At 65.0% G+C, this 20,222-nt stretch carries 18 protein-coding genes, 2 tRNA genes and 1 pseudogene; 16 read left to right on the forward strand and 5 right to left on the reverse strand.

Annotated features, from left to right (window positions below; all coding sequences use genetic code 11):
• Positions 1 to 266: 266 nt before the first annotated feature.
• The 16 genes and pseudogenes from AC07VI_RS20975 to ahpF form a co-directional block, all read left to right on the forward strand.
• Positions 267 to 371: pseudogene (locus tag AC07VI_RS20975) on the forward strand (zinc-ribbon domain-containing protein); the annotation flags it as partial.
• Positions 372 to 539: 168 nt separating this feature from the next.
• Positions 540 to 1,298, forward strand: coding sequence for a hypothetical protein (locus AC07VI_RS20980; protein WP_492996396.1), 759 nt, complete (start codon positions 540 to 542; stop codon positions 1,296 to 1,298).
• 49 nt (positions 1,299 to 1,347) lie between these two features.
• Positions 1,348 to 2,070 carry a hypothetical protein gene (locus tag AC07VI_RS20985; RefSeq protein ID WP_492991838.1) on the forward strand — a complete coding sequence of 241 codons (723 nt, stop codon included), beginning with the start codon at positions 1,348 to 1,350 and terminating at the stop codon, positions 2,068 to 2,070.
• Positions 2,071 to 2,135: 65 nt separating this feature from the next.
• Complete coding sequence (locus AC07VI_RS20990; RefSeq protein ID WP_143450724.1) at positions 2,136 to 3,254, forward strand: zinc ribbon domain-containing protein; 1,119 nt, start codon at positions 2,136 to 2,138, stop codon at positions 3,252 to 3,254.
• A gap of 8 nt (positions 3,255 to 3,262) precedes the next feature.
• Positions 3,263 to 4,357 carry a zinc-ribbon domain-containing protein gene (locus AC07VI_RS20995; protein WP_086146596.1) on the forward strand — a complete coding sequence of 365 codons (1,095 nt, stop codon included), beginning with the start codon at positions 3,263 to 3,265 and terminating at the stop codon, positions 4,355 to 4,357.
• Between the two features lie 169 nt (positions 4,358 to 4,526).
• On the forward strand, positions 4,527 to 5,408 hold the full coding sequence (locus tag AC07VI_RS21000) for an EamA family transporter (RefSeq protein ID WP_086146595.1): 882 nt from the start codon (positions 4,527 to 4,529) through the stop codon (positions 5,406 to 5,408).
• Between the two features lie 208 nt (positions 5,409 to 5,616).
• Positions 5,617 to 6,576: a sugar ABC transporter substrate-binding protein gene (locus AC07VI_RS21005; protein ID WP_099375486.1), complete on the forward strand. Its 960-nt coding sequence runs from the start codon at positions 5,617 to 5,619 to the stop codon at positions 6,574 to 6,576.
• An 86-nt stretch (positions 6,577 to 6,662) separates the two neighbouring features.
• The gene (locus AC07VI_RS21010; protein ID WP_086146593.1) at positions 6,663 to 8,216 is read left to right on the forward strand and encodes a sugar ABC transporter ATP-binding protein; all 1,554 of its coding nucleotides are present in this window, start codon (positions 6,663 to 6,665) and stop codon (positions 8,214 to 8,216) included.
• An 18-nt stretch (positions 8,217 to 8,234) separates the two neighbouring features.
• A complete protein-coding gene (locus AC07VI_RS21015; protein WP_086146592.1) occupies positions 8,235 to 9,206 on the forward strand; it encodes an ABC transporter permease in 972 nt (323 codons plus the stop codon).
• A 9-nt stretch (positions 9,207 to 9,215) separates the two neighbouring features.
• Positions 9,216 to 10,265: a LacI family DNA-binding transcriptional regulator gene (locus tag AC07VI_RS21020; RefSeq protein WP_099375487.1), complete on the forward strand. Its 1,050-nt coding sequence runs from the start codon at positions 9,216 to 9,218 to the stop codon at positions 10,263 to 10,265.
• Positions 10,262 to 11,170 carry a ribokinase gene (gene rbsK / locus AC07VI_RS21025; protein ID WP_492991837.1) on the forward strand — a complete coding sequence of 303 codons (909 nt, stop codon included), beginning with the start codon at positions 10,262 to 10,264 and terminating at the stop codon, positions 11,168 to 11,170. The genes AC07VI_RS21020 and rbsK overlap by 4 nt, the downstream gene beginning before the upstream one ends.
• A 13-nt stretch (positions 11,171 to 11,183) precedes the next feature.
• The gene (gene rbsD / locus AC07VI_RS21030) at positions 11,184 to 11,576 is read left to right on the forward strand and encodes a D-ribose pyranase (RefSeq protein ID WP_035823039.1); all 393 of its coding nucleotides are present in this window, start codon (positions 11,184 to 11,186) and stop codon (positions 11,574 to 11,576) included.
• Between the two features lie 146 nt (positions 11,577 to 11,722).
• Complete coding sequence (locus AC07VI_RS21035; protein WP_492991835.1) at positions 11,723 to 14,557, forward strand: EAL domain-containing protein; 2,835 nt, start codon at positions 11,723 to 11,725, stop codon at positions 14,555 to 14,557.
• Positions 14,558 to 14,735: 178 nt separating this feature from the next.
• Positions 14,736 to 15,131 carry a DUF3597 domain-containing protein gene (locus AC07VI_RS21040; RefSeq protein ID WP_086146588.1) on the forward strand — a complete coding sequence of 132 codons (396 nt, stop codon included), beginning with the start codon at positions 14,736 to 14,738 and terminating at the stop codon, positions 15,129 to 15,131.
• 187 nt (positions 15,132 to 15,318) lie between these two features.
• Entirely contained in the window at positions 15,319 to 15,882 is a 564-nt protein-coding gene (ahpC, locus tag AC07VI_RS21045; RefSeq protein ID WP_071326099.1) for an alkyl hydroperoxide reductase subunit C, read from the forward strand.
• A gap of 98 nt (positions 15,883 to 15,980) precedes the next feature.
• The gene (gene ahpF, locus AC07VI_RS21050; RefSeq protein WP_099375489.1) at positions 15,981 to 17,576 is read left to right on the forward strand and encodes an alkyl hydroperoxide reductase subunit F; all 1,596 of its coding nucleotides are present in this window, start codon (positions 15,981 to 15,983) and stop codon (positions 17,574 to 17,576) included.
• An 81-nt stretch (positions 17,577 to 17,657) separates the two neighbouring features.
• Here ahpF and AC07VI_RS21055 read toward each other — a convergent pair whose 3' ends face one another.
• From AC07VI_RS21055 to AC07VI_RS21075, 5 genes are all read right to left on the reverse strand, one after another.
• Positions 17,658 to 18,005, reverse strand: coding sequence for a CzcE family metal-binding protein (locus AC07VI_RS21055; RefSeq protein WP_492991834.1), 348 nt, complete (start codon positions 18,003 to 18,005; stop codon positions 17,658 to 17,660).
• A gap of 134 nt (positions 18,006 to 18,139) precedes the next feature.
• Positions 18,140 to 18,766, reverse strand: a complete 627-nt coding sequence (locus tag AC07VI_RS21060) for an ATP-binding cassette domain-containing protein (RefSeq protein ID WP_086146585.1) — start codon at positions 18,764 to 18,766, stop codon at positions 18,140 to 18,142.
• On the reverse strand, positions 18,757 to 19,860 hold the full coding sequence (locus AC07VI_RS21065) for a hypothetical protein (RefSeq protein ID WP_226936360.1): 1,104 nt from the start codon (positions 19,858 to 19,860) through the stop codon (positions 18,757 to 18,759). Before AC07VI_RS21065 ends, AC07VI_RS21060 begins: the two co-directional genes overlap by 10 nt.
• A gap of 155 nt (positions 19,861 to 20,015) precedes the next feature.
• A tRNA-Asp gene (locus tag AC07VI_RS21070) sits at positions 20,016 to 20,092 on the reverse strand.
• A 53-nt stretch (positions 20,093 to 20,145) separates the two neighbouring features.
• A tRNA-Val gene (locus AC07VI_RS21075) sits at positions 20,146 to 20,221 on the reverse strand.
• Position 20,222 lies beyond the last annotated feature (1 nt).

The raw sequence follows: 20,222 nt of genomic DNA on the forward strand, positions 1-20,222 counted from the left end.
CGGGCATCCCCTGAAAAACCCGGCAACGCATACTGCGTTGCCGGGTTTTTTTACTTCTTTGCACCAACATGGGGCGTCAAATGTCGCGCAGGCAGGATTTTTACCAATATTTAAAAATTGAATAGAGCAAAAGGCAATTTTCCCTTGTGGCAATTTAGTGTTTGAAAATATACTCGTTGAATATTTGGCCGTACGGCAACAAACCTGCCTTTCTGGCAATCGCCAGCGTACGCGACCCCCAGCGTTTAGATGAAAAGAGATGCCAATTGAAATGCCTATCCTGCCAGGCCGAGAATAAGCCGGGCGCCAAATTCTGTTCTTCCTGCGGCACGACGTTTGCAGTTGTTCCTGCCGCGGCCCCGCTGCCGGGCAAAGCCTGCGGCCAGTGCGGCCATGATTGCAAGCCGGACGCCAGGTTCTGCCCCAAGTGCGCGTTCAGCTTTGCCGTGGCGCCCCTTGCCGCGCCGGTGACGCCGCCCGAGCCGGTTCTTGAGCCGATGCCGGAACCAGTGAGTGTGGTCGTTCCGGAGCCCGCTCCAGTGGCAGAAGTGCTCGCGCAAGCTGTTCCGGAAACCGTTCCCGTCCTTATCCCGGAGCCGGCCGCGCCACCGCCGCCTCCGCCCGTGCTGGAAAAGCGTCGTGCCGATTCCGCACCCGCACCGGCGCCAGAACCTGCTCCCGCACCGGCCAGCGTGCCCGATGCGCCTTCCGGCAGCCAGCCGGGCGGCGGCAAGAACAAACTGATCATCGCTGCCGTCGCGGCGGCGGTGGTCCTCGGTGCGGCCGGCGGATTCTATTACATGTCAGGCACCCCAGGCGCGCCGGTACCGCCACCGGAAGCCGTTGCCGCCACGGCCGCGACGCCAGTCGAAGCCGCAGCCGCGGCCGACGCGCCGCTGGCCATCAGCGATCCTGTGCTCGATGGCGCCACGACGGCCGACCTTGCCGCGACACCGGCTGCCGAGCCTGAGCCGGCGCCGGCGCCAGTGCCAGCTCCGGCACCAGCTCCGGCACCAGCTCCGGCACCAGCGCCGGCGCCTGTCGCGGAAAAACCGGCCAAGCCTGTCAAGGCCACGCCGCCACCGGCGCCTGTCAAGCAGAGCTCCGGCCTGGAAAACGTGATCACGGAAAGCCTGTCGGAGGCGAGCCACTGCATGAGCCAGCGCAAATACGACTGCGCCATCGCCAACGCGAATGCGGTGCTGCGCATGGACACGGGCAACCGCCATGCGCTCGATATCAAGCGCAAGGCGAAGGAAGCGCAGGACAAGGCGCTGTCGCAAATCCAGATCGAGTAAGCCGCGCGGCTGGCCTTTCATTCCTATTTTGATCTTCCTGGAGAATAACGTGAAAAAAATGAAACAAATTGCCAAGCCCATGGTGGCGCTGCTGGTCGTGTCCTCGATGCTGGCCGGCTGCGCCGCGCCGGGCGGCCCTGGCGCCACGGGCACCAGTACCGCCAGCACGGAAGCGGCCAGCGGCGAATGCAATACGGCCATGCTGGCCGGCATCGGCGCCGTCGTCGGCGGCTTGCTGGGCGGCGGCAACAACACGGTGCGCGGCGCGGCCCTGGGCGCCAGCCTGGGTGCGCTCGCCTGCGTGGCCCTGAATTATCAAAGCCAGCAAGTCAAGACGGCGCAGCAGGTGCAGGCCGACTACAAGGTGGCCAACAAGGGCAAGCTGCCCGAGCAGTCGACCCTGGTGAAGTACGAGACGGGCTTTACGCCATCGTCCGTGCGTCCGGGCCAGAAGGCGCAGACCAATTCGTATATCGAAGTGGCGGCCGGCACGCGCGATCCGAACCCGCTGGTGGAAGAGGAATTGAGCCTGTACAAGCCCAATGGCGACCTGATCAAAACCGTGCGCAAGGTGGTCAGCAGCAATAACGGCAGCGGCGCCTACAAGGGCGGCTTCTCGATTCCCATGCCGGAAGGCGTGCCGCAGGGCATATACCCGGTGCGCACGGCCCTGTACCTGAATAGCAAGCGCGTCGGCGGCCAGGACGTCAAATTGCAGATCGTCCAGCGCCTATCGCCTGCATCCGACCTGCAACTGGCGCGCGCTGACTGACACAGCATGACCACGGGGCGGCCACCGCGGCCGTCCCATTCCGATTTCTCCCTTCCAGGCCTCACATGACCATTTCCACTGACGCAACAAAACCTCTTCCCTTTTCCTCCGCCGTGGGGTCGCTGATCGAAGCGACCGACGCCATCAGGAACTTCCGCGCGATTGCCCTGCTGGCCCTGACCTTCATCGGCGCCGTGCTCGTCGGCGGCGCGCTGACCATGCTCGCCGGCGGCATGAAAAGTGTCGTGCTGGCCTTCCTGGGCGGCCTGATGGCCTTCCTCGTGATGTTTTACGGTTCCAACGCCGTGGGCATCATGCTGATGCGCGATGTGCAGGGCCAGCCTGGCATGAGCCTGGTGGATGCCGTGCTCGTTTCGCTGTACACGAGCCATCGCCTGATCGCCGTCGTCTTCCTGGAGTTTTTGATCGTGCTGGCGGCCATGATCGCCATCGCCATCATCTTGTTCTTCTGCAAGATCCCCGTGCTCGGCCCCGTGCTGTACGCGGTGGTCTTCCCGCTGTCGGCCATCGTGCTGGGCGTGCTGGTGTTTGCCCTGTTCTACGTGATGCTGCCGCTGGCCGGCCCTGCCGCCTGGTCGGGCGCCACCGTGTTCCAGATCATTGCCCGCCTGAACCAGATCGTGCGCACCAAGCTGGTGTCGGTGATCCTGCTGGAAGTGCTGCTGTTCCTGATCACCTCGTTCGTGGCGCTGCTGATCTTTGGCGTCGTGGGGACGGGCGTGTCGCTGACCACGGGCATGTCGGCCACCATACTCGGCCTGGGCAGCCAGCTGAACATGTATGCGCTGGCCTCGGGCCTGGGCGGCTCCGGTTCCGGCTACATCATCGCTGCGGGCCTGGGCGGCGGCTTGCTGATGGCGGCCGCGGCCGTCGTGCCGGGTTTGATCTTCACTAAGGGCGTGTGCATCATTTACCTGAACGCCACGCGCAACGTCGATTTCAGCGCCTCGGAAGCGAGCCTGAACGACGGCCTGGCCACGGTCAGGAAAAAAGCCGAGGAAGCGCGTGAACGCGCGCGCGCCCTGGCCGAGCAGGCGGCGGCCCCGGCCGCCCCGGCGGCGCCAGCCGCGGCGCCGGCTGACAGCCTGCACTGCCCCAGCTGCAAGGCACCGGTCGCGTCCGACGACGTGTTCTGCGGCGAATGCGCGCATAAACTCAAATAAGGCTGACCATGGCGCAATTCTGTAAACAGTGCGGCACCGCCCACGCGCCCGACGCGCGCTTTTGCGATGAGTGCGGCAAGGCCGTGAACGTGGCGCCTGCGCCCGCACCTGTACCGGCATCTGCACCGGCCGCGGCGCCGGCGTTGTCCGGCGTGAAGCGGCGCCACGTCATCATCGCCGGCGGCGTGCTGGCGGCGGTCATCGTGGCCGGCGGCGCCCTGGCGTGGCTGCTGGCGCCCGAGGCGGCCTCGGCCGGAAGTTTCAGCCGCGCCATCGACGCCCATCTGGCGGCCGACGAGGCGGCGCGCGACAAGTTGCTGTGCCTCACCAACTTGCCGTACCAGAAGGAGGAGATTCGCGTGGCCTCGTACGACAGCTCGACCCGGCAATGGCTCGATATCCTCGTGCGTGGCGGACTGTACGCCGCCCCTGTCGAGCAAAGCAGCGGTGGTTGGGTTGCGCAATCGCAATTTGTCTACGCGCTGGCCGCGCCGGGCAAGGCGGCCTTGCGCGGCGACAAGCTATGCGTGGCCAAGGGCGTGAAAGTGGCCAAGGTCAGCGGCTACGATCAGGTGCGCGACCTGGGCGTACAGCAGGTGGCGATGGCCAAGGCCACGCTGACGCTGACCGATGAGGCGGCGTGGTTCGCCAAATCGCCGGACCGCGCATTGATCCTGCAACGCTTGCCGGACGGCGACCTGGAAGTACGGCTGCCGATGGCGCTGGTCGACAAGCGCTGGCAAGTCATCGATGAAGCGCAGATGAGCCAGGCGGCCATGACCGGTGTGCTGGGCAAAGCGCCGGCCGTGCAGGGCGCGGGCATGCTGGACAAACTGAAAAGCGTGTTCAGCTTTGGCGGCCACCCGCTGGTGGGCAAATGGAAGGGTTCGAAGGGCGACATCCTGGAATTTACAAGCGACAGCATTATCGAGAACGGCAACGCAAGCAAGGCCACGTTTGCCACCGAAGACAATGTCGTGACGATCGTCTCGGAAGAGGGGGGCGGCATGGCCATGCAGATCAGCCTGAGCAACAGCAACAACACGGCCACGCTCACCGTCGGCGGCATGCCGCTCGCGGTGCTGCAGCGCGTGCGCGATTAAGCATCCGGCAGGCGGCGCAGCTTGCCGCCTGGCATCATTCCAGAAGCCCGGCCATGCCGGGCTTTTTTACGCCCGCCCGCGGGCAGGCAGCGGCGCGTCCGTCAATTTATCTTGACATCAAGATAGTTCGCGCCCACACTGGACTTTTATCTTAACGTCGAGATAGTTCATGCCTGCCTCCGCTGCCCGCCCCGCCTGGGGCGACATTCTGCTCACGGCGCTGGCGCCCCTGATCTGGGGTTCCACGTATATCGTCACGTCCGAACTGCTGCCGCCCGACCGGCCCTACACGGCGGCCCTGATCCGCGTGCTGCCGGCCGGCCTGCTGTTGCTGCTGCTCATGCGGCGCCTGCCCGCGCGGCGCGACTGGGGCCGCGTGCTGATCCTGTCCGCGCTCAATATCGGCGTGTTCCAGGCTCTGCTGTTCGTGGCCGCCTATCGCTTGCCTGGGGGCCTGGCGGCCGTGGTGGGCGCCATCCAGCCGCTCCTGGTGATGGGCCTGGCATGGGGCGTGGACGGGCGCCGCCCGGCACGCGTGGCCTTGCTGGCCAGCGTACTGGGCGTGGCCGGCATGGGCGTTCTATTGCTGTCGCCGCGCACGGTGTGGGAACCCGTTGGCATTGCCGCCGCGCTGGGCGGCACGGCCTGCATGGCGGCCGGCACCTACCTGACGCGGCGCTGGAAGCCGGACTTGCCCGTGCTGGCGCTGACGGGCTGGCAATTGCTGCTGGGCGGCCTGATGCTGGCGCCCGTCGCCTGGCTGGCCGACGCCCCGCTGCCGGCGTTATCCATGCAGCAAGTGCTGGCCTACGCCTACCTGTGCCTGGCCGGCGCCCTGCTTGCATATGCGCTGTGGTTCCGCGGCATCGCCCGGCTGTCGCCCGTGGCCGTCTCCTCGCTGGGACTGCTCAGTCCCCTGATGGCCGTCGTGCTGGGCTGGGCCTTGCTGGGCCAGGCCATGACGGGCTGGTCGATGCTGGGCCTGCTGCTGGTGCTGGCCAGCGTGCTGGCCGTGCAGTGGGCCAGCGCCCGTCCCGCAACAACGTCCTGATTTCCGCGCATTTTCCCTCGGCAGGCCGATCGCATCTGCCTGCCTGCTTCCCTCTGGACGCGCCCTTTTTGCTGCACTGCACATACAGTTTTGCTTGCACTGATATGTGGCATTGAGGCACTATTCGTTGCGCGCAAACGTTTGCGCGCAACGAATTTCCACAAAAGCATGCAGTAAACGTGCTTGACCAACCACTCTGGAGACGCTCATGACATCCCGTATTCGCCTGAAAATGATTGCCGCCGCTGTCCTCGTGTGTGCCTTGCCCGCCGTGCCGGCGATGGCGCAGACGCCAGCAAAGCCGAAGGTCGCACTGGTGATGAAGTCGCTCGCCAACGAATTTTTCCTGACCATGGAAAATGGCGCCAAGGCGCATCAGAAGGCCAATGCCGCCAAGTACGACCTGCTGTCGAACGGCATCAAGGATGAAACGGATACGGCCAGCCAGATCAAGCTGGTCGAGCAAATGATCGTCTCGCGCGTCAACGCGCTGGTGATCGCCCCGGCCGACTCGAAAGCGCTGGTGCCGGTGCTGAAGAAAGCCATCGACGCGGGCATCATCGTCGTCAATATCGACAACAAGCTCGACGATGGCGCGTTGAAAGAGAAGGGCATCACCGTGCCCTTCGTCGGACCGGACAACCGCAAGGGCGCCAAGGTCGTCGGCGACTTCCTGGCCAAGCAGATCAAGAAGGGCGACCCCGTCGGCATCATCGAGGGCGTGTCGACCACCTACAACGCGCAGCAGCGCACCCTGGGCTTCCAGGACGCCATGAGCGCGGCCGGTGCGAAAGTGGTCAGCGTACAGTCGGGCCAGTGGGAAATCGCCCCTGCCAATACGGTGGCGGCCGCCATGCTGAACGCCAACCCGAATATCAAGGCTTTGCTGTGCGGTAACGACAACATGGCTATCGGCGCCGTGTCCGCCATCAAGGCGGCCGGCAAGACGGGCAAAGTGCTCGTCGTCGGCTACGACAACATCAACGCCATCAAGCCGATGCTGGCCGACGGCCGCGTGCTGGCTACCGCCGACCAGTTCGGTTCGCAGCAAGCCGTGTTCGGCATCGACACCGTGCTGAAAGCGTTGGCGCAGAAGAAGAAACAGGCCGATCTCGGTGGCGTCATCGAAACCAAGGTCGAACTGGTCGCCAAGGGCGCCAAGTCCTGATCGTCTGATCCCGCCGGGGCCAGCGTCCGCGTCTCTGCCTGAGGCTGCGGCGCCGGCCCCGCCGTCTTTTTCCGCGGAGTTTTATCATGCCCACCGACATCCCCCCGGCGCCCTCAGCCGCCATTCCTCTATTGACCCTGGACAACATCGGCAAGTCCTACGTCGGCCCCGTGCTGGGCGGCGTGGGCCTGCGCTTTGCCCCTGGCCAGGTGCTGGCGCTGACGGGAGAGAACGGTGCCGGTAAAAGCACCCTGTCGAAGATCATCTGCGGCCTGGAGCAAGCCACCACGGGCACGATGCTGCTCGATGGTAAGCCCTACCAGCCTGCTTCGCGCGGCGCCGCCGAGGCGCTGGGCATCCGCATGGTGATGCAGGAATTGAATCTGATTCCCACGCTGTCGATCGCGGAAAACCTGTACCTGAAAAACCTGCCGCAGCGTTTCGGCTTCATCGACCGCACCCGCCTCGAGCGCGACGCGCGCGAACAGATGGAAAAAGTGGGCCTGGGCGGCCTGGACCCGTGGACTTTAGTCGGCGAACTGGGCATCGGCCACCAGCAAATGATCGAAATCGCGCGCAACCTGATCGGCGCCTGCCGCCTGCTGGTGTTGGATGAGCCGACGGCCATGCTGACGCACCGCGAAGTGGAACTGCTGTTCCTGCAGATCGAGCGCCTGAAGGCCGACGGCGTGTGCATCATCTATATTTCCCACCGCCTGGAAGAGCTCAAGCGCGTGGCCGACCGTATCGCCGTGCTGCGCGACGGCCAGCTCGTCTGCGACGACGACATCGCCGGCCATTCCGCCGCCGACCTGGTCAGCCTGATGGTGGGCCGCTCGGCCGACGATGCCGTCGACCTGAGCGGGCGCACCCTGGGCGCGCCGCTGCTGCGCGTGCGGGGACTGGCGCGCGGCAAGGTCGTCAACCCGACTTCGTTCGACTTGCGCGCCGGCGAAATCCTCGGCATCGCCGGCCTGATCGGCTCGGGCCGCACGGAATTGCTGCGTTTGATCTTCGGCGCCGACCGCGCCGACGCCGGCGACGTGTTCCTCGGCGCCAGCGCAACGCCCGCCGCCTTGCACTCGCCGCAGGCGGCAGTGCAGGCGGGCATTGCCATGATCACGGAAGACCGCAAGGGCCAAGGCTTGTTGTTGCGCCAGTCCATCGCCGTCAACACGACCCTCGCTTCGCTCGACACGGTCAGTGGCGCCGGCTGGCTCAACGACGCGGCCGAAGCGACGGTGGCCGACGACTATATTCAGCGCCTGGGCATCCGCTCGCGCAACAGCGCGCAAACGGTGGCCGAGCTGTCCGGCGGCAACCAGCAAAAGGTGGTGATCGCCCGCTGGCTGTACCGCGACTGCCCCGTGATGCTGTTCGACGAGCCCACGCGCGGCATCGATATCGGCGCCAAGTTTGATATTTATCAGGTGCTGGCCGAGCAGGCGCGCCAGGGCAAGGGCCTCGTCATTGTTTCCAGCGACTTGCGCGAACTGATGCTGATCTGCGACCGCATCGCCGTCATGAGCGCCGGCAGCATCGTCGACACCTTCGAACGGGGCGCCTGGAGCCAGGACGCGCTGCTGTCGGCCGCCTTCTCCGGCTATTTGACCCCCAACTCCACTCCAGCTGCGGCCTGATCCGCCGGAAAGATTCCCATGACCTCCAACTCCTCTCCTTCGTATCTGCAGCGCAGCCTGGCCGACCTGAAAAACTATGCGGGCCTGATCGGCGCCTTGCTGGCCATGTGCGTGCTGTTTTCGTTTGCCAGCGAAAACTTTTTTACTTTGGCTACCCTCAGCACCCTGTCGAACAACATCCCGACTTTGGTCGTGATGGCCGTCGGCATGACGTTTGTGCTGATCATCGGCGGCATCGATTTGTCCGTCGGTTCCGTGATGGCGCTGGCCGCTTCCGTGCTGTCGCTGGCCGTCGTGCACTGGGGCTGGCCCGTGTGGAGCGCGGCCCTGCTGGGCATGTTCGTCGCCGCCCTGTGCGGCGCGACCACGGGCCTCATTTCCGTCGGCTGGCGCATTCCCTCCTTCATCGTGTCCTTGGGCGTGCTGGAAATGGCGCGCGGCCTGGCGTATCAAGTGACGAACTCGCGCACGGAATACATCGGCAGCGCCGTCGACGGCATCAGCTCGCCCATTGCGTTTGGCCTGTCGCCCGCCTTCATCGCCTCGATCGCCATCGTTGTCATCGGCCACCTGGTGCTCACGCGCACGGTGCTGGGACGCCACTGGATCGGCATCGGCACGAATGAAGAAGCCGTGCGTTTGTCCGGCATCAATACGAAACCGTCGAAAGTGCTGGTGTTTGCCCTGATGGGCTTTCTGGCCGGCGTGGGCGCGCTGTTCCAGGTGTCGCGCCTGGAAGCGGCCGACCCGAACGGCGGCGTGGGCATGGAATTGCAGGTGATCGCCGCCGTCGTGATCGGCGGCACAAGCCTGATGGGCGGACGCGGTTCCGTCATCAGCACGTTTATCGGCGTGTTGATCATTTCCGTGCTGGAAGCGGGCCTGGCGCAGGTGGGCGTGTCCGAACCCGTGAAACGCATCGTCACGGGCCTGGTGATCGTCGCCGCCGTCGTGCTCGACACTTACCGCCGCCGCGGCGAGCGTTCATAATACTGGCCCATGGCAACCATCAAGCAAGTGGCGCAGGCGGCGGGGGTATCGTTTACCACCGTGTCGCACGTCCTCAACAATACCCGCCCCGTCAGCGACGAGGCGCGCCGCGCCGTGCTGGCGGCGGCGGAGCAACTGCATTACGTGCCCAGCGCGCTGGCACGTTCCTTGCGCAGCCGCAGCACGGGCACCATCGGCCTGATCATTCCGAATAATACGAACCCGTATTTCTCGGAAGTGGCGCGCGGCATCGAGGACAGCTGCTACGCGGCCGGCTACAGCGTGATTTTGTGCAATTCCGATGACGACCCCGTCAAGCAGCGCGATTACCTGAACGTGCTGCTGACCAAGCGCTGCGACGGCCTGATTCTGTCCGCGCTGGCCGACAGCGATGGCGAACTGCTGCGCAAGATGAAGGTGCCGGCCGTGCTGCTCGACCGCGCGCCCAGCGACCTGGCCATCGATGCGGTGGCCGTTGACAACCGCGCAGGCGGCGCCCTGGCCGCGCGCCATCTGCTGGGACTGGGACGCCGGCGCCTCGCCTGCATCGCCGGTCCCCGCGAAGTGAGCATTTCCAACGAGCGCATCGCCGGCGCGCGCAGCGCCATGGCGGACGCGGGCGTGGCCCTGGCCGACACCCTGTGCCGTCATGCCGATTTCACGAGCGCGGGCGGCTATGCGGCCGCGCTGGACTTGCTGGCGCTGCCGCAAGGCCAGCGCCCCGACGCCTTGTTCTGCTGCAATGACTTGATGGCGTTTGGCGCCCTGCGCGCCGCCGCCGAGCGGGGCATTGCCGTGCCCGCGGACCTGGCCGTCGTCGGCTTTGACGATATCGACCTGGCCAGCTTCGTGCATCCCGCCCTGAGCAGCGTGGCGCAGAACACGCGCGAGCTGGGCCGCATCACGGCCGCCTGCCTGCTGGCGCGCATCGCCGACCCCGCCTTGCCGCGCCAGCAGCGCAGCATCGCGCCCGAATTGCACGTGCGCGGCTCCAGCGTGGCCGCCGCGCCTGTACCTTTTACTTCTCCTGCAACTGAACTGATGGGAATGACATCATGATCGTGGTTATCGGCAGCATCAATATGGACCTGGTCTTGCGCGTGCCGCGCATGCCCCTCCCCGGCGAAACCCTGACGGGCGGCGCGTTTCGCACCATTCCTGGTGGCAAGGGCGCCAACCAGGCCGTGGCCTGCGCGCGCCTGAGCGGCAAAGTGGCGGGCGCCCAGCAAGTGGCCATGGTCGGCTGCGTGGGCGACGACGCGTTCGGCGCGACCCTGCGCGCGGCCCTCGTGGGCGACGGCATCATCGACAGCCATATCAGCACCTTGCCGGGCGTGGCGTCCGGCATCGCTTCCATCCTCGTCGACGACAACGGCCAGAACAGCATCGTGATCGCCGGCGGCGCCAACGATCTGTTGAGCCCCGCGCACATTGACGCGGCGAAAGAGCTGATCGAACAGGCCGACATCGTCGTGCTGCAGCTGGAAACGCCGATGGCCACCGTCGTGCACGCCATTAAACTGGCCCGCTCGCTGGGCAAGACCGTGGTGCTGAACCCGGCCCCGGCCGCCAGCCTGCCGCAAGGCGTGCTGGAACTGGTCGACTATCTGATTCCCAACGAAATCGAGGCGGCCATGCTGGCCGGCGTCAGCCCGGAAGGCGCCGATGCCAAGGCGCTGGCGGCGGCGCTGCAAAAGCTGGGCAGCGACAACGTCATCATCACCTTGGGTTCCAAGGGCGTGCATGCGGCCCTGTATGGCGGCGATTACACGTTTCCGGCCGAAGCGGTGCAAGCGGTCGACACGACGGCCGCCGGCGACACCTTCATCGGCGGTTTTGTGGCGGGCCTGGCTTCCGGCATGGACGAGGCCGAATCCATCCAGCAAGGCCAGCGCGCGGCCGCCTGGAGCGTCACCAAGCCCGGCGCGCAAACCTCGATTCCCCACTTGCACGAGCTGTTCTAACGACACCACGCCCATGAAAAAATCACCGCTGCTCAATATTGCGCTGTCGCAACTGATCGCCTCGCTCGGCCATGGCGACATGCTCGTCATCGGCGACGCGGGCTTGCCGTCGCAGCCGGGCGTGCCCCTGATCGACCTGGCCCTGACGCGCGGCATACCCGGCTTCATCGATACCGTCAACACGGTATTGAGCGAAATGCAGGTGGAATACCATTTGCTCGCCAGCGAATTGCCGCAGCACAATCCGGCCATGGCGGCGCAGGTGGCGGCGCTGGCCTTGCCCGATGCGCGCCAGGTGACGCATGAAGAATTCAAGCAATTGAGCAAGGGCGCGCGCGCCATCGTGCGCACGGGTGAGTGCAGTCCGTATGCCAACATCATTTTGGTGGCCGGCGTCGTGTTCTAGCGCAAACAACTGCCAGATTGTTTACCAAAAACCGCAACGTTATTGTCCTCAATGAAATAATTATTCATCGGCAAAAGGTGCGGCTGGAATAGTCGCTACAATAACCTGACCCCTGCCAGCTCGGCAGGCTTCGATGGTTTCCTGCCATGCCGATGGAAGCAGCCCGCGCTTTCCGACTTCCCTGGCCGCCGCGCGCCGGCCGGCGGGTGTTCGGCTGGCTGTGCCTTTTCGTCTTGCTGCTCCATGCCGCGCCCGCGCCAGCGCTGGAGCGCGTCGTCCTGCAACTGAGCTTTACCCATCAGTTCCAGTTTGCCGGCTATTACGCGGCCATCGAGCACGGCTATTACCGCGAGGCGGGCCTGGACGTCCAGCTGCGCGAGGGCGGCGACGGCAAGCGCAGCGAGGCGGCCGTGCTGGCGGGCCAGGCCGAGTATGGCGTGGGCAACAGCAGCCTCTTGCTGAGCCGCCTGGCCGGCAAGCCCCTGGTGGTGCTGGCCGTCGTGTTCCAGCATTCGCCCAGCGTGCTGCTGATGCGCCAGCATGGCGGCGCGCCGGACGTGCACCGGCTGGCGGGCGCTGCCGTGATGCTCGGTTCGCCTGCGGATGTGCCGGCCGCTTCCGATGAAGTCTCGCTCTTCCTGCGGAAAATGGGCGTCGACGGGGCCAGCCTGCGGCGCTTGCCGCCCAGCCACCGGATCGACGATTTGATCAATGGCACGGTCGAGGCGATTGCCGCCTATTCCACCAACGAGCCGGACTACCTGGACCGGGCCGGTTTTTCCTATTACCAGTTCACGCCGCGCACGGCCGGCATCGATTTCTACGGCGACAACTTGTTTACCAGCGAGCATGAATTGCGCCGCCATCCCGAGCGCGTGAAAGCGTTCCGCGCGGCCAGCCTGCGCGGCTGGCAATATGCGATGGCCCACCGCGAGGAAATGGCGCAGTTGATCCGCGTCAAATACAGCCAGCGCCACGACAGCGCCCATCTGCTGTACGAGGCGCAGCAGATGGAGCTGCTGCTGCAGCCCGTGCTGGTGGAGCTTGGCTACATGAATCCCCAGCGCTGGCAGCATATCGCCGATACCTATGCCGCCATGGGCGTGCTGCCGCGCAAGGCCACGGACAGCAGCGCCTACCAGGGTTTCCTGTATCGCCCCGTGCAGGGCAGCGACCTGGGCTGGCTGTACCTGTCGCTGGGCGTGGCCGGCAGCCTGCTGGCCGTGTCGGCCGCCTTCCACTTCAGCAACCTGGCGCGCGAGCGCCGCCGCACGGAAGAAACCATCCGCCAGGGAGAATTGCGCTTTCGCACCATGTTCGAGGAAGCGCCCATGGGCATCGCCCTGATCGATACCCTGAGCGGGCAGTTTATCGACATCAATCCGCGCTATCTGGCCATCGCCGGGCGCAGCCTGGAGCATATGAAACGGTCGAGCTGGATGGAGATCAGCCATCCCGACGACGTGGCGGGCGAACAGGAGCAGGTGGCGCAGCTGCTGGCGCGGCGCCTGCGCGGCTTTCGCCATGCCAAGCGCATCGTGCGTCCCGACGGCGCCATCGTCTGGGTCGACGCTTCGGTGACGGCCATCGACACGATGCGCCATGGCGGCCCGCACCACCTGTGCATGCTGGAAGACGTGACGGACAAGCGCCAGTCGGAAGCGCTGATCTGGCAGCAAGCCAATTTTGATACCCTGACGCAATTGCCGAACCGCCGCATGTTCCACGAGCGCCTGCGCCTGGCGCTGGCCCAGGGCCGGCGCGATGCGAGCCGCGTGGCCATCCTGTTCATCGACCTCGACCATTTCAAGGAAGTCAACGACACCCTGGGCCACCACCAGGGCGACATCCTGCTGATCGAGGCGGCGCGACGCATCCGCGTGGGCGTGCGCGAGACGGACACGGTGGCGCGCCTGGGCGGCGACGAATTCACGGTGATCCTGTCCGATCTTGATGACCTGCAGCAAGTGGACCGCATCGCGCGGCAAATCCTCGACGGCTTGCTGGCGCCCTTCGTGCTGGGGCAGGAGCAGGCGTTCATCTCGGCCTCGATCGGCATCACCCTGTATCCCGATGACGCGGCCACCATCGAGGATTTGCTCAAGCATGCGGACCAGGCCATGTATGTGTCGAAAGGGGCGGGACGCAACCGCTACAGTTACTTCACGCCCGCGCTGCAGGTGGCTGCCGTCAACCGCATGCGCCTGGGCGCGGACTTGCGCACGGCCCTGCGCGAGCAGCAGCTGCAGCTGCTCTACCAGCCCATCGTCGAATTGCGGGGCGGCCGCATCGTCAAGGCGGAAGCCTTGCTGCGCTGGAACCATCCGCAGCGCGGCCTCGTGGCGCCGCCCGATTTTCTTGCCCTGGCCGAAAGCAGCGGCCTGATCGCGGACATCGGCGACTGGGTGCAGCAGGTGGCGGCCGCGCAGCTGCTGCGCTGGCGCGCGGCCGGCCACGCCATCGGGCCGGACTTGCAGCTGTGCATCAATATGTCGCCGCTGGAGCTGCAGCGCGAGGCGGACGCGCCCGGCACGTGGCTGCGCCAGCTGGCGGCCCTCGGTGTGCCGGCCTCGGCCGTCGTGCTGGACATGCGCGAGGATGTGCTGCTCGGCAGCGGCATGGCGCAGCGCCTGCAGCACCTGCGCGCGGCGGGCATGCAGATCGCCCTCGACGATTTCGGCAGCGGCCATGCCTCGCTGACGCAGTTGCAGCAATGCGCCGTCGATTACCTGAAGATCGACTGCGCCCTGATCCGCAAGCTGGCGCCTGACGCCATCGAGCTGGCCCTGTGCGAGGCCATCATCGGCGTGGCGCACAAGCTGGGCTTGCGGGTCATCGCCGAAGGGGTGGAGACGGAAGCGCAGCGCGTGTTGCTGCTGGGCATAGACTGCGATTACGCCCAAGGCCGGCTGTTCGCGCCGCCGCTGGCCATCGAGGCGTTCGACGCGCTGCTGCGCGCACGCCAGCTCTTGCCCCCTTGAAACGGGCGCGCCGCGCCACCAGATTTTACGCAAGCCTGCGGGACAGGGCTCCCGGCCTGAACGGGCTTATACTCGACGGGCTGGCGCCTGCGCCCGGCTCCAGCTGTCACCGGTTCGCCTCATGTGAACCGGGCGCGCAGGCAAACCTTCTTCCATTCACTCAACTCGAGGTGACCTCATGGGCATTTTCAGCAATATCTACAACAAGATCTTCCACCATTCATCCGACGCCGCCCCCGCTGCCACGCCAGCGGCCGCCACCGACGCCCCAGCGGCGGCCGCGCCGGCGGCAGCGCCTGCACCGGCCGCCATGCCGGTGGTCGACGTGGAGGTGGTGCTGGTCGACCTGGCCAGCAAGAATGCGGAAACACTCAACTGGCGCACGTCCATCGTCGACCTGATGAAACTGCTTCAACTCGACAGCAGCCTGGCCGCGCGCAAGGAGCTGGCGCAGGAGCTGCATTTCACGGGCGACACCAATGATTCGGCCAGCATGAATATCTGGCTGCACCGCCAGGTGATGATCAAGCTGGCGGAAAACGGCGGCAAAGTACCGGAAGCGTTGAAAAATTAAAGACCCGGCGGCAGGAAGGGGAACCCTTTTTGTCGCTGTTCAATCCCGTGGGAACTGCCTATCATGAAGTTCCCATGGTGTCATGATAGTTAAAAGCAATTGAAACTATTGTGACAATCAATTTTGCATATGGGTTAAAACCCCTTACACTAGAGTCTTACTGATTCACCACACGAGAGGAAATGAAATGTCGCTCATCAATACCCAAGTTAAACCATTCAAGGCAACCGCATACCACAACGGCAAATTCGTCGACCTGACGGAAGCATCGCTGAAAGGCAAGTGGTCGGTATTCGTGTTCTACCCAGCCGACTTCACCTTCGTTTGCCCAACCGAACTGGAAGACCTGGCCGACCACCACGCAGAATTCCAGAAGCTGGGCGTCGATGTCTACGGCATCTCGACCGACACCCACTTCGCGCACAAAGCCTGGCACGACACCTCGGACGCGATCAAGAAAGTGCAATACGCACTGATCGGCGACCCGACCGGCGCCCTGTCGCGCAACTTCGAAGTCATGATCGAAGAAGAAGGCCTGGCACTGCGCGGCACCTTCGTCATCAATCCGGACGGCTTCATCAAAGTGCTGGAAGTGCATGACAACGGCATCGGCCGTGACGCCGCAGAACTGTTGCGCAAAGTTAAAGCCGCCCAGTACGTGGCTTCCCACCCAGGCGAAGTGTGCCCGGCAAAATGGACGGAAGGCGCCGCAACGCTGACCCCATCGCTGGACCTGGTCGGCAAGATCTAAGCCTTGAAGCAGCAAGCAGCAAACAAGTAGTTACCGCGATGCCGGACCGGGCGTCCGGCCCGGCATACGCCTAAATATTTGTAAAGGAAGAAAAAATCATGTTAGACGCAACCCTCAAAACCCAACTGAAATCCTACCTGGAAAAAGTGGTGTATCCGCTTGAGCTGGTCGCTTCTCTCGATGACAGCGCAAAAGCCCGCGAGATGAAGGAATTGCTCCAGGAGATAGTCCTGTTGAGCGACAAGATCACGCTGGTCGAGCGCCTTGACGCTGGCGTACGGACCCCGTCGTTCAGCATCAACCGTACCGGCTCCGACATCGGCGTGCGTTTCGCCGGTGTGCCGCTGGGCCACGAATTTACTTCGCTGGTGCTGGCGCTGCTGCAAGTGGGCGGCCACACCATCAAGTTCGACGATGCCGTGATCGAGCAGATCCGCAACCTCGACGGCGATTACGAATTTGAAACGTTTATTTCGCTCTCCTGCCATAACTGCCCGGAAGTGGTGCAGGCCCTGAATGCCATGGCCGTGATCAACCCGCGCATCAAGGTCACCACCATCGATGGCGGCGTGTTCCCGCAAGAGGTGGAAGAACGCCAGATCATGGCCGTGCCCATGATGTTCCTCAATGGCCAGCACTTTGGCCAGGGACGCACGAATGTCGAGGAAATCCTCGCCAAGCTCGACACCAACGCCGGCGCCCGTCAGGCGGCAGCGTTGAACAAGAAAGACGTGTTCGATGTGCTGATCGTCGGCGGCGGCCCAGCCGGCGCGGCAGCGGCCATCTATGCGGCCCGCAAGGGCATCAATACGGGCGTGCTGGCCGAGCGTTTCGGCGGCCAGGTGCTCGATACCCTGGCCATCGAGAATTTTATTTCCGTCAAGGAAACCGATGGTCCGAAATTCGCCGTGGCGCTGGAACAGCACGTCAAGGAATACGACGTCGACATCATGAACACGCAGCGCGCCGCCAAGTTGACGCCAGGTAAGTTGATCGAGATTGAAACGGCGAATGGCGCCGTGCTGAAAGCCAAGACCGTCATCCTGGCCACCGGCGCCCGCTGGCGCGAAATCAACGTGCCGGGCGAGAAGGAATACCGCAACCACGGTGTCGCCTACTGCCCGCACTGCGACGGTCCCTTGTTCAAGGGCAAGCGCGTGGCCGTGATCGGCGGGGGGAATTCCGGCGTGGAAGCGGCGATCGACCTGGCCGGCCTCGTGAAACACGTGACCCTGATCGAGTTCGGCGCGGAACTGCGCGCCGATGCGGTGCTGCAGCGCAAGCTGCACAGCCTGCCCAACGTGACCGTGATCACCTCGGCGCAAACGACCGAGATCCACGGCGACGGCAAGATCGTCAATGGCCTTTCCTACACGGACCGGGTCAGCGGCGCGTCGAAGAAGGTCGAGCTGGAAGGCGTCTTCGTGCAAATCGGCCTGGTGCCGAACACGGAGTGGCTCAAGGGCACGGTCGCCTTGTCGCGCCATGGCGAAATTGAAGTCGATGCCCGCGGCCAGACTTCGATTCCCGGCGTGTTTGCGGCCGGCGACGTCACCACGGTGCCGTACAAGCAGATCATCATCGCCACCGGCGAAGGCGCCAAGGCAGCCCTGTCCGCCTTTGACCACCTGATCCGCTCGGATGACGAGGAAGTGGTCGACGAGTCCGCCGCGAAAGAAGCGCTGACGGCGTAAGTATTTCAGCGTTGCGCTGTATCAAGAAAAAAACCGGAAGGGCCGCAAGGCTGTTCCGGTTTTTTTATGCGCGCAGGAAACTTAGCTGCCTGTGTACAGGGGGTTGGCGGCCACATATACCGCGATGCCGTCGACGGGCATGTCCTTCGGTGCGATCTCGGCCAGGGCAAAGACGGTCCTGTTATTAAAAGTCTGCACGTGCCACGTAAAACGCTGGCCGGCGCGCGCGATGGTGACGGTTTCGCCGTGCGTGACATTGATGTGGCGCGTATCGGCCTGCAGTTCGATGCTGCGCTGGGCGGCGCCGTGGTGGGCCGGCGTGCCATAGTCGGCGGCCGTGCCCGTGGGGCCGGCGGCGATCGCCGGGGCGGCACAGGTGGTGAAGGCGGCGCACAGGATGGCCAGGGTGCTGCGGTGGGTGTTCAACATGATTTCTCCAAGAATAAGCCTGGCGCGCCGGGTCAGCGCGCCGTGTTGTCGTCGTGGCTGCACCGGGATCGCCGGTTTTTGCAACACGGCATCGTAAGCGGTTCTTGGCCGATCTGCAAAGCTGTATTTTCTGTCTATATTTCCACCGTGGCCGCCAGCGGCACGTCCGGCGCCAGGTGGCTGGTCAGCACGATGCACTGGCGCGCCAGGCGGGCCGGGTCGGACAGGCGCAGGCGCAAGTAGGCCATGGCGGCCGCGTCGAGACCGTTGAACGGTTCGTCGATCAGCAGCAGGCGCACGGGCAAGGCCAGGGCCAGCGCCAGTTGCAGTTTCTTATGCTGGCCCAGCGAGAGGGCGTTGATGCTTTGCTGCAAGGTCGGCAACAGGGCAAACGCGCTCAGCTCGTCGTTCAGCAGGGCCTCGTCGCTGCCCGGGTACAGGGCCAGATGCAGGTCGAGGAACTCGCGTACCTGCAGCCAGGGCAGGGCGGGGGCATCGCCGCCGCAATAGAACGTGCGCGCGCGGTAGGCCAGCGGCTGGTGAGCGCTGTCGATGTCGTCCAGGCGGATGGCGCCGCGCGCGGGCAGCAGGGCGCCGCCCGCCAGCTTCAGCAAAGTCGTCTTGCCGGCGCCGTTCGCGCCGCGCAGCCAGCTGACGCCGGGGCCGAATTGCTGCTTGAACCCCTGGAAGACGCTGTGCGTGGGGAAATGAAAATCGAGGTGCTCGATGTGCAGGGTGGGAGTGCAGGCATTCAATTCCATAATTCGCTTCCGATGGCGCTCAAGGCAAGGATGGACAGGACGACGAGGGCGACCCTGCCCCGGGCCGTCAGGCGGGGCAGGCCGACGATGGCCAGCAGGGCGACGCTGGCGGTGAGCGCGTACACCGTCGTCACGCGTTGCTGCAGGGCGGCGGGATCGGTGGCGTACAGCAAGACGCCCGCGCCCAGCAGCACGGCAAACGCCGGCAGCAGGCTGGCCGCGCAGGCCAGGCGGAGCAAGGTGGCGCTGGCCAGGGGCCAGGCGGTCAATGCGGGGCGCAGCACGGCGATCTGCTCGCGCACGGCCTTGTCGCCCCGGTCCGTCACGATGACCAGGCTGGCGCTGGCCAGCAGGCCGAGCAGCGGCACGGGCACGAGGGGCGCGCGCAGCAGCCAGGCCAGCATGCTGGCGCCCGCCGTGGCCAGCAGTGCGCTTTGCTGCAGGCCGATCACATTCTCGTTGCGCCAGAACGGCAGCCAGAACAGCTGGCGCCACAGGAACAGGGTAGACCAGCGGGGGTGCTGCGGCACATAGGCGCGCATCGCGGGCGTGCGCGCCCTTTGTGCGGGGCGCGGCGCGCGCAGGCGCCGGGCCACGATGCATGTCGTCAGCAGCCAGGCCAGCAGCCAGGCGGCGATGGTGGCGGCTATGCCGGGCGCGATGATCGGGCGCAGCCAGGGCGGCGATTGCAGCAGCCAGATGCCGGCCGAGACGGCATAGGCGAGGCCCAGCGGCAGCATCAGCAGGCCGGCCACGGCGATATCGGCTTGCCAGCGCAGGCGCGGCGGCAAGGGCATCTGGCGCAGCCAGGCGGCGGTGTGCGCCGGCAACAATCGCTTGCGCAGCAGCCAGGCGGGCAGGCAGGTGAGCACGGCTTGCGTGACGATGATGGCCAGGGCGGCGGGCCAGGCGTGCGTCACGGCGAGAAAGCCGGGCAGGGCGATGACGCTGAGCAAGCCCAGCAGGACGGGACCGGCCAGGAAAAAGAAGATTTCCATGGAACTGGCCAGGCTGGCGGCAAATTGCAGCAAAGCATGATGGGCCAGGCGCAAGCGCAGGGCGGAATAGGGGTGAAGACTGCGGGGCAGGCGCATGCGGGCAGGGGCGGAGTCGGGGTAGCGCTGATTCTAACAGCCGGGGTCTGGCCCCCGGGCAAGTCAGCTTTGGGGTTGACGTTGGTGGTGTTGCGGTCTGACCCCGGAATGGGAAAAGCCCTTCGGTTCTGGGAACCAAAGGGCTTTTCTTTTATTGGCGGAGCGGACGGGACTCGAACCCGCGACCCCCGACGTGACAGGCCGGTATTCTAACCAACTGAACTACCACTCCAAGCTCGTATGATCTGTGTTGCTGATCCATGAAGCACTGGATAATTTTCTGTTTGGTGGGTGCTGAGAGGCTCGAACTCCCGACCTACGCCTTGTAAGGGCGCCGCTCTACCAACTGAGCTAAGCACCCG

This window comes from Janthinobacterium sp. GW821-FHT03A03 (assembly GCF_059421435.1).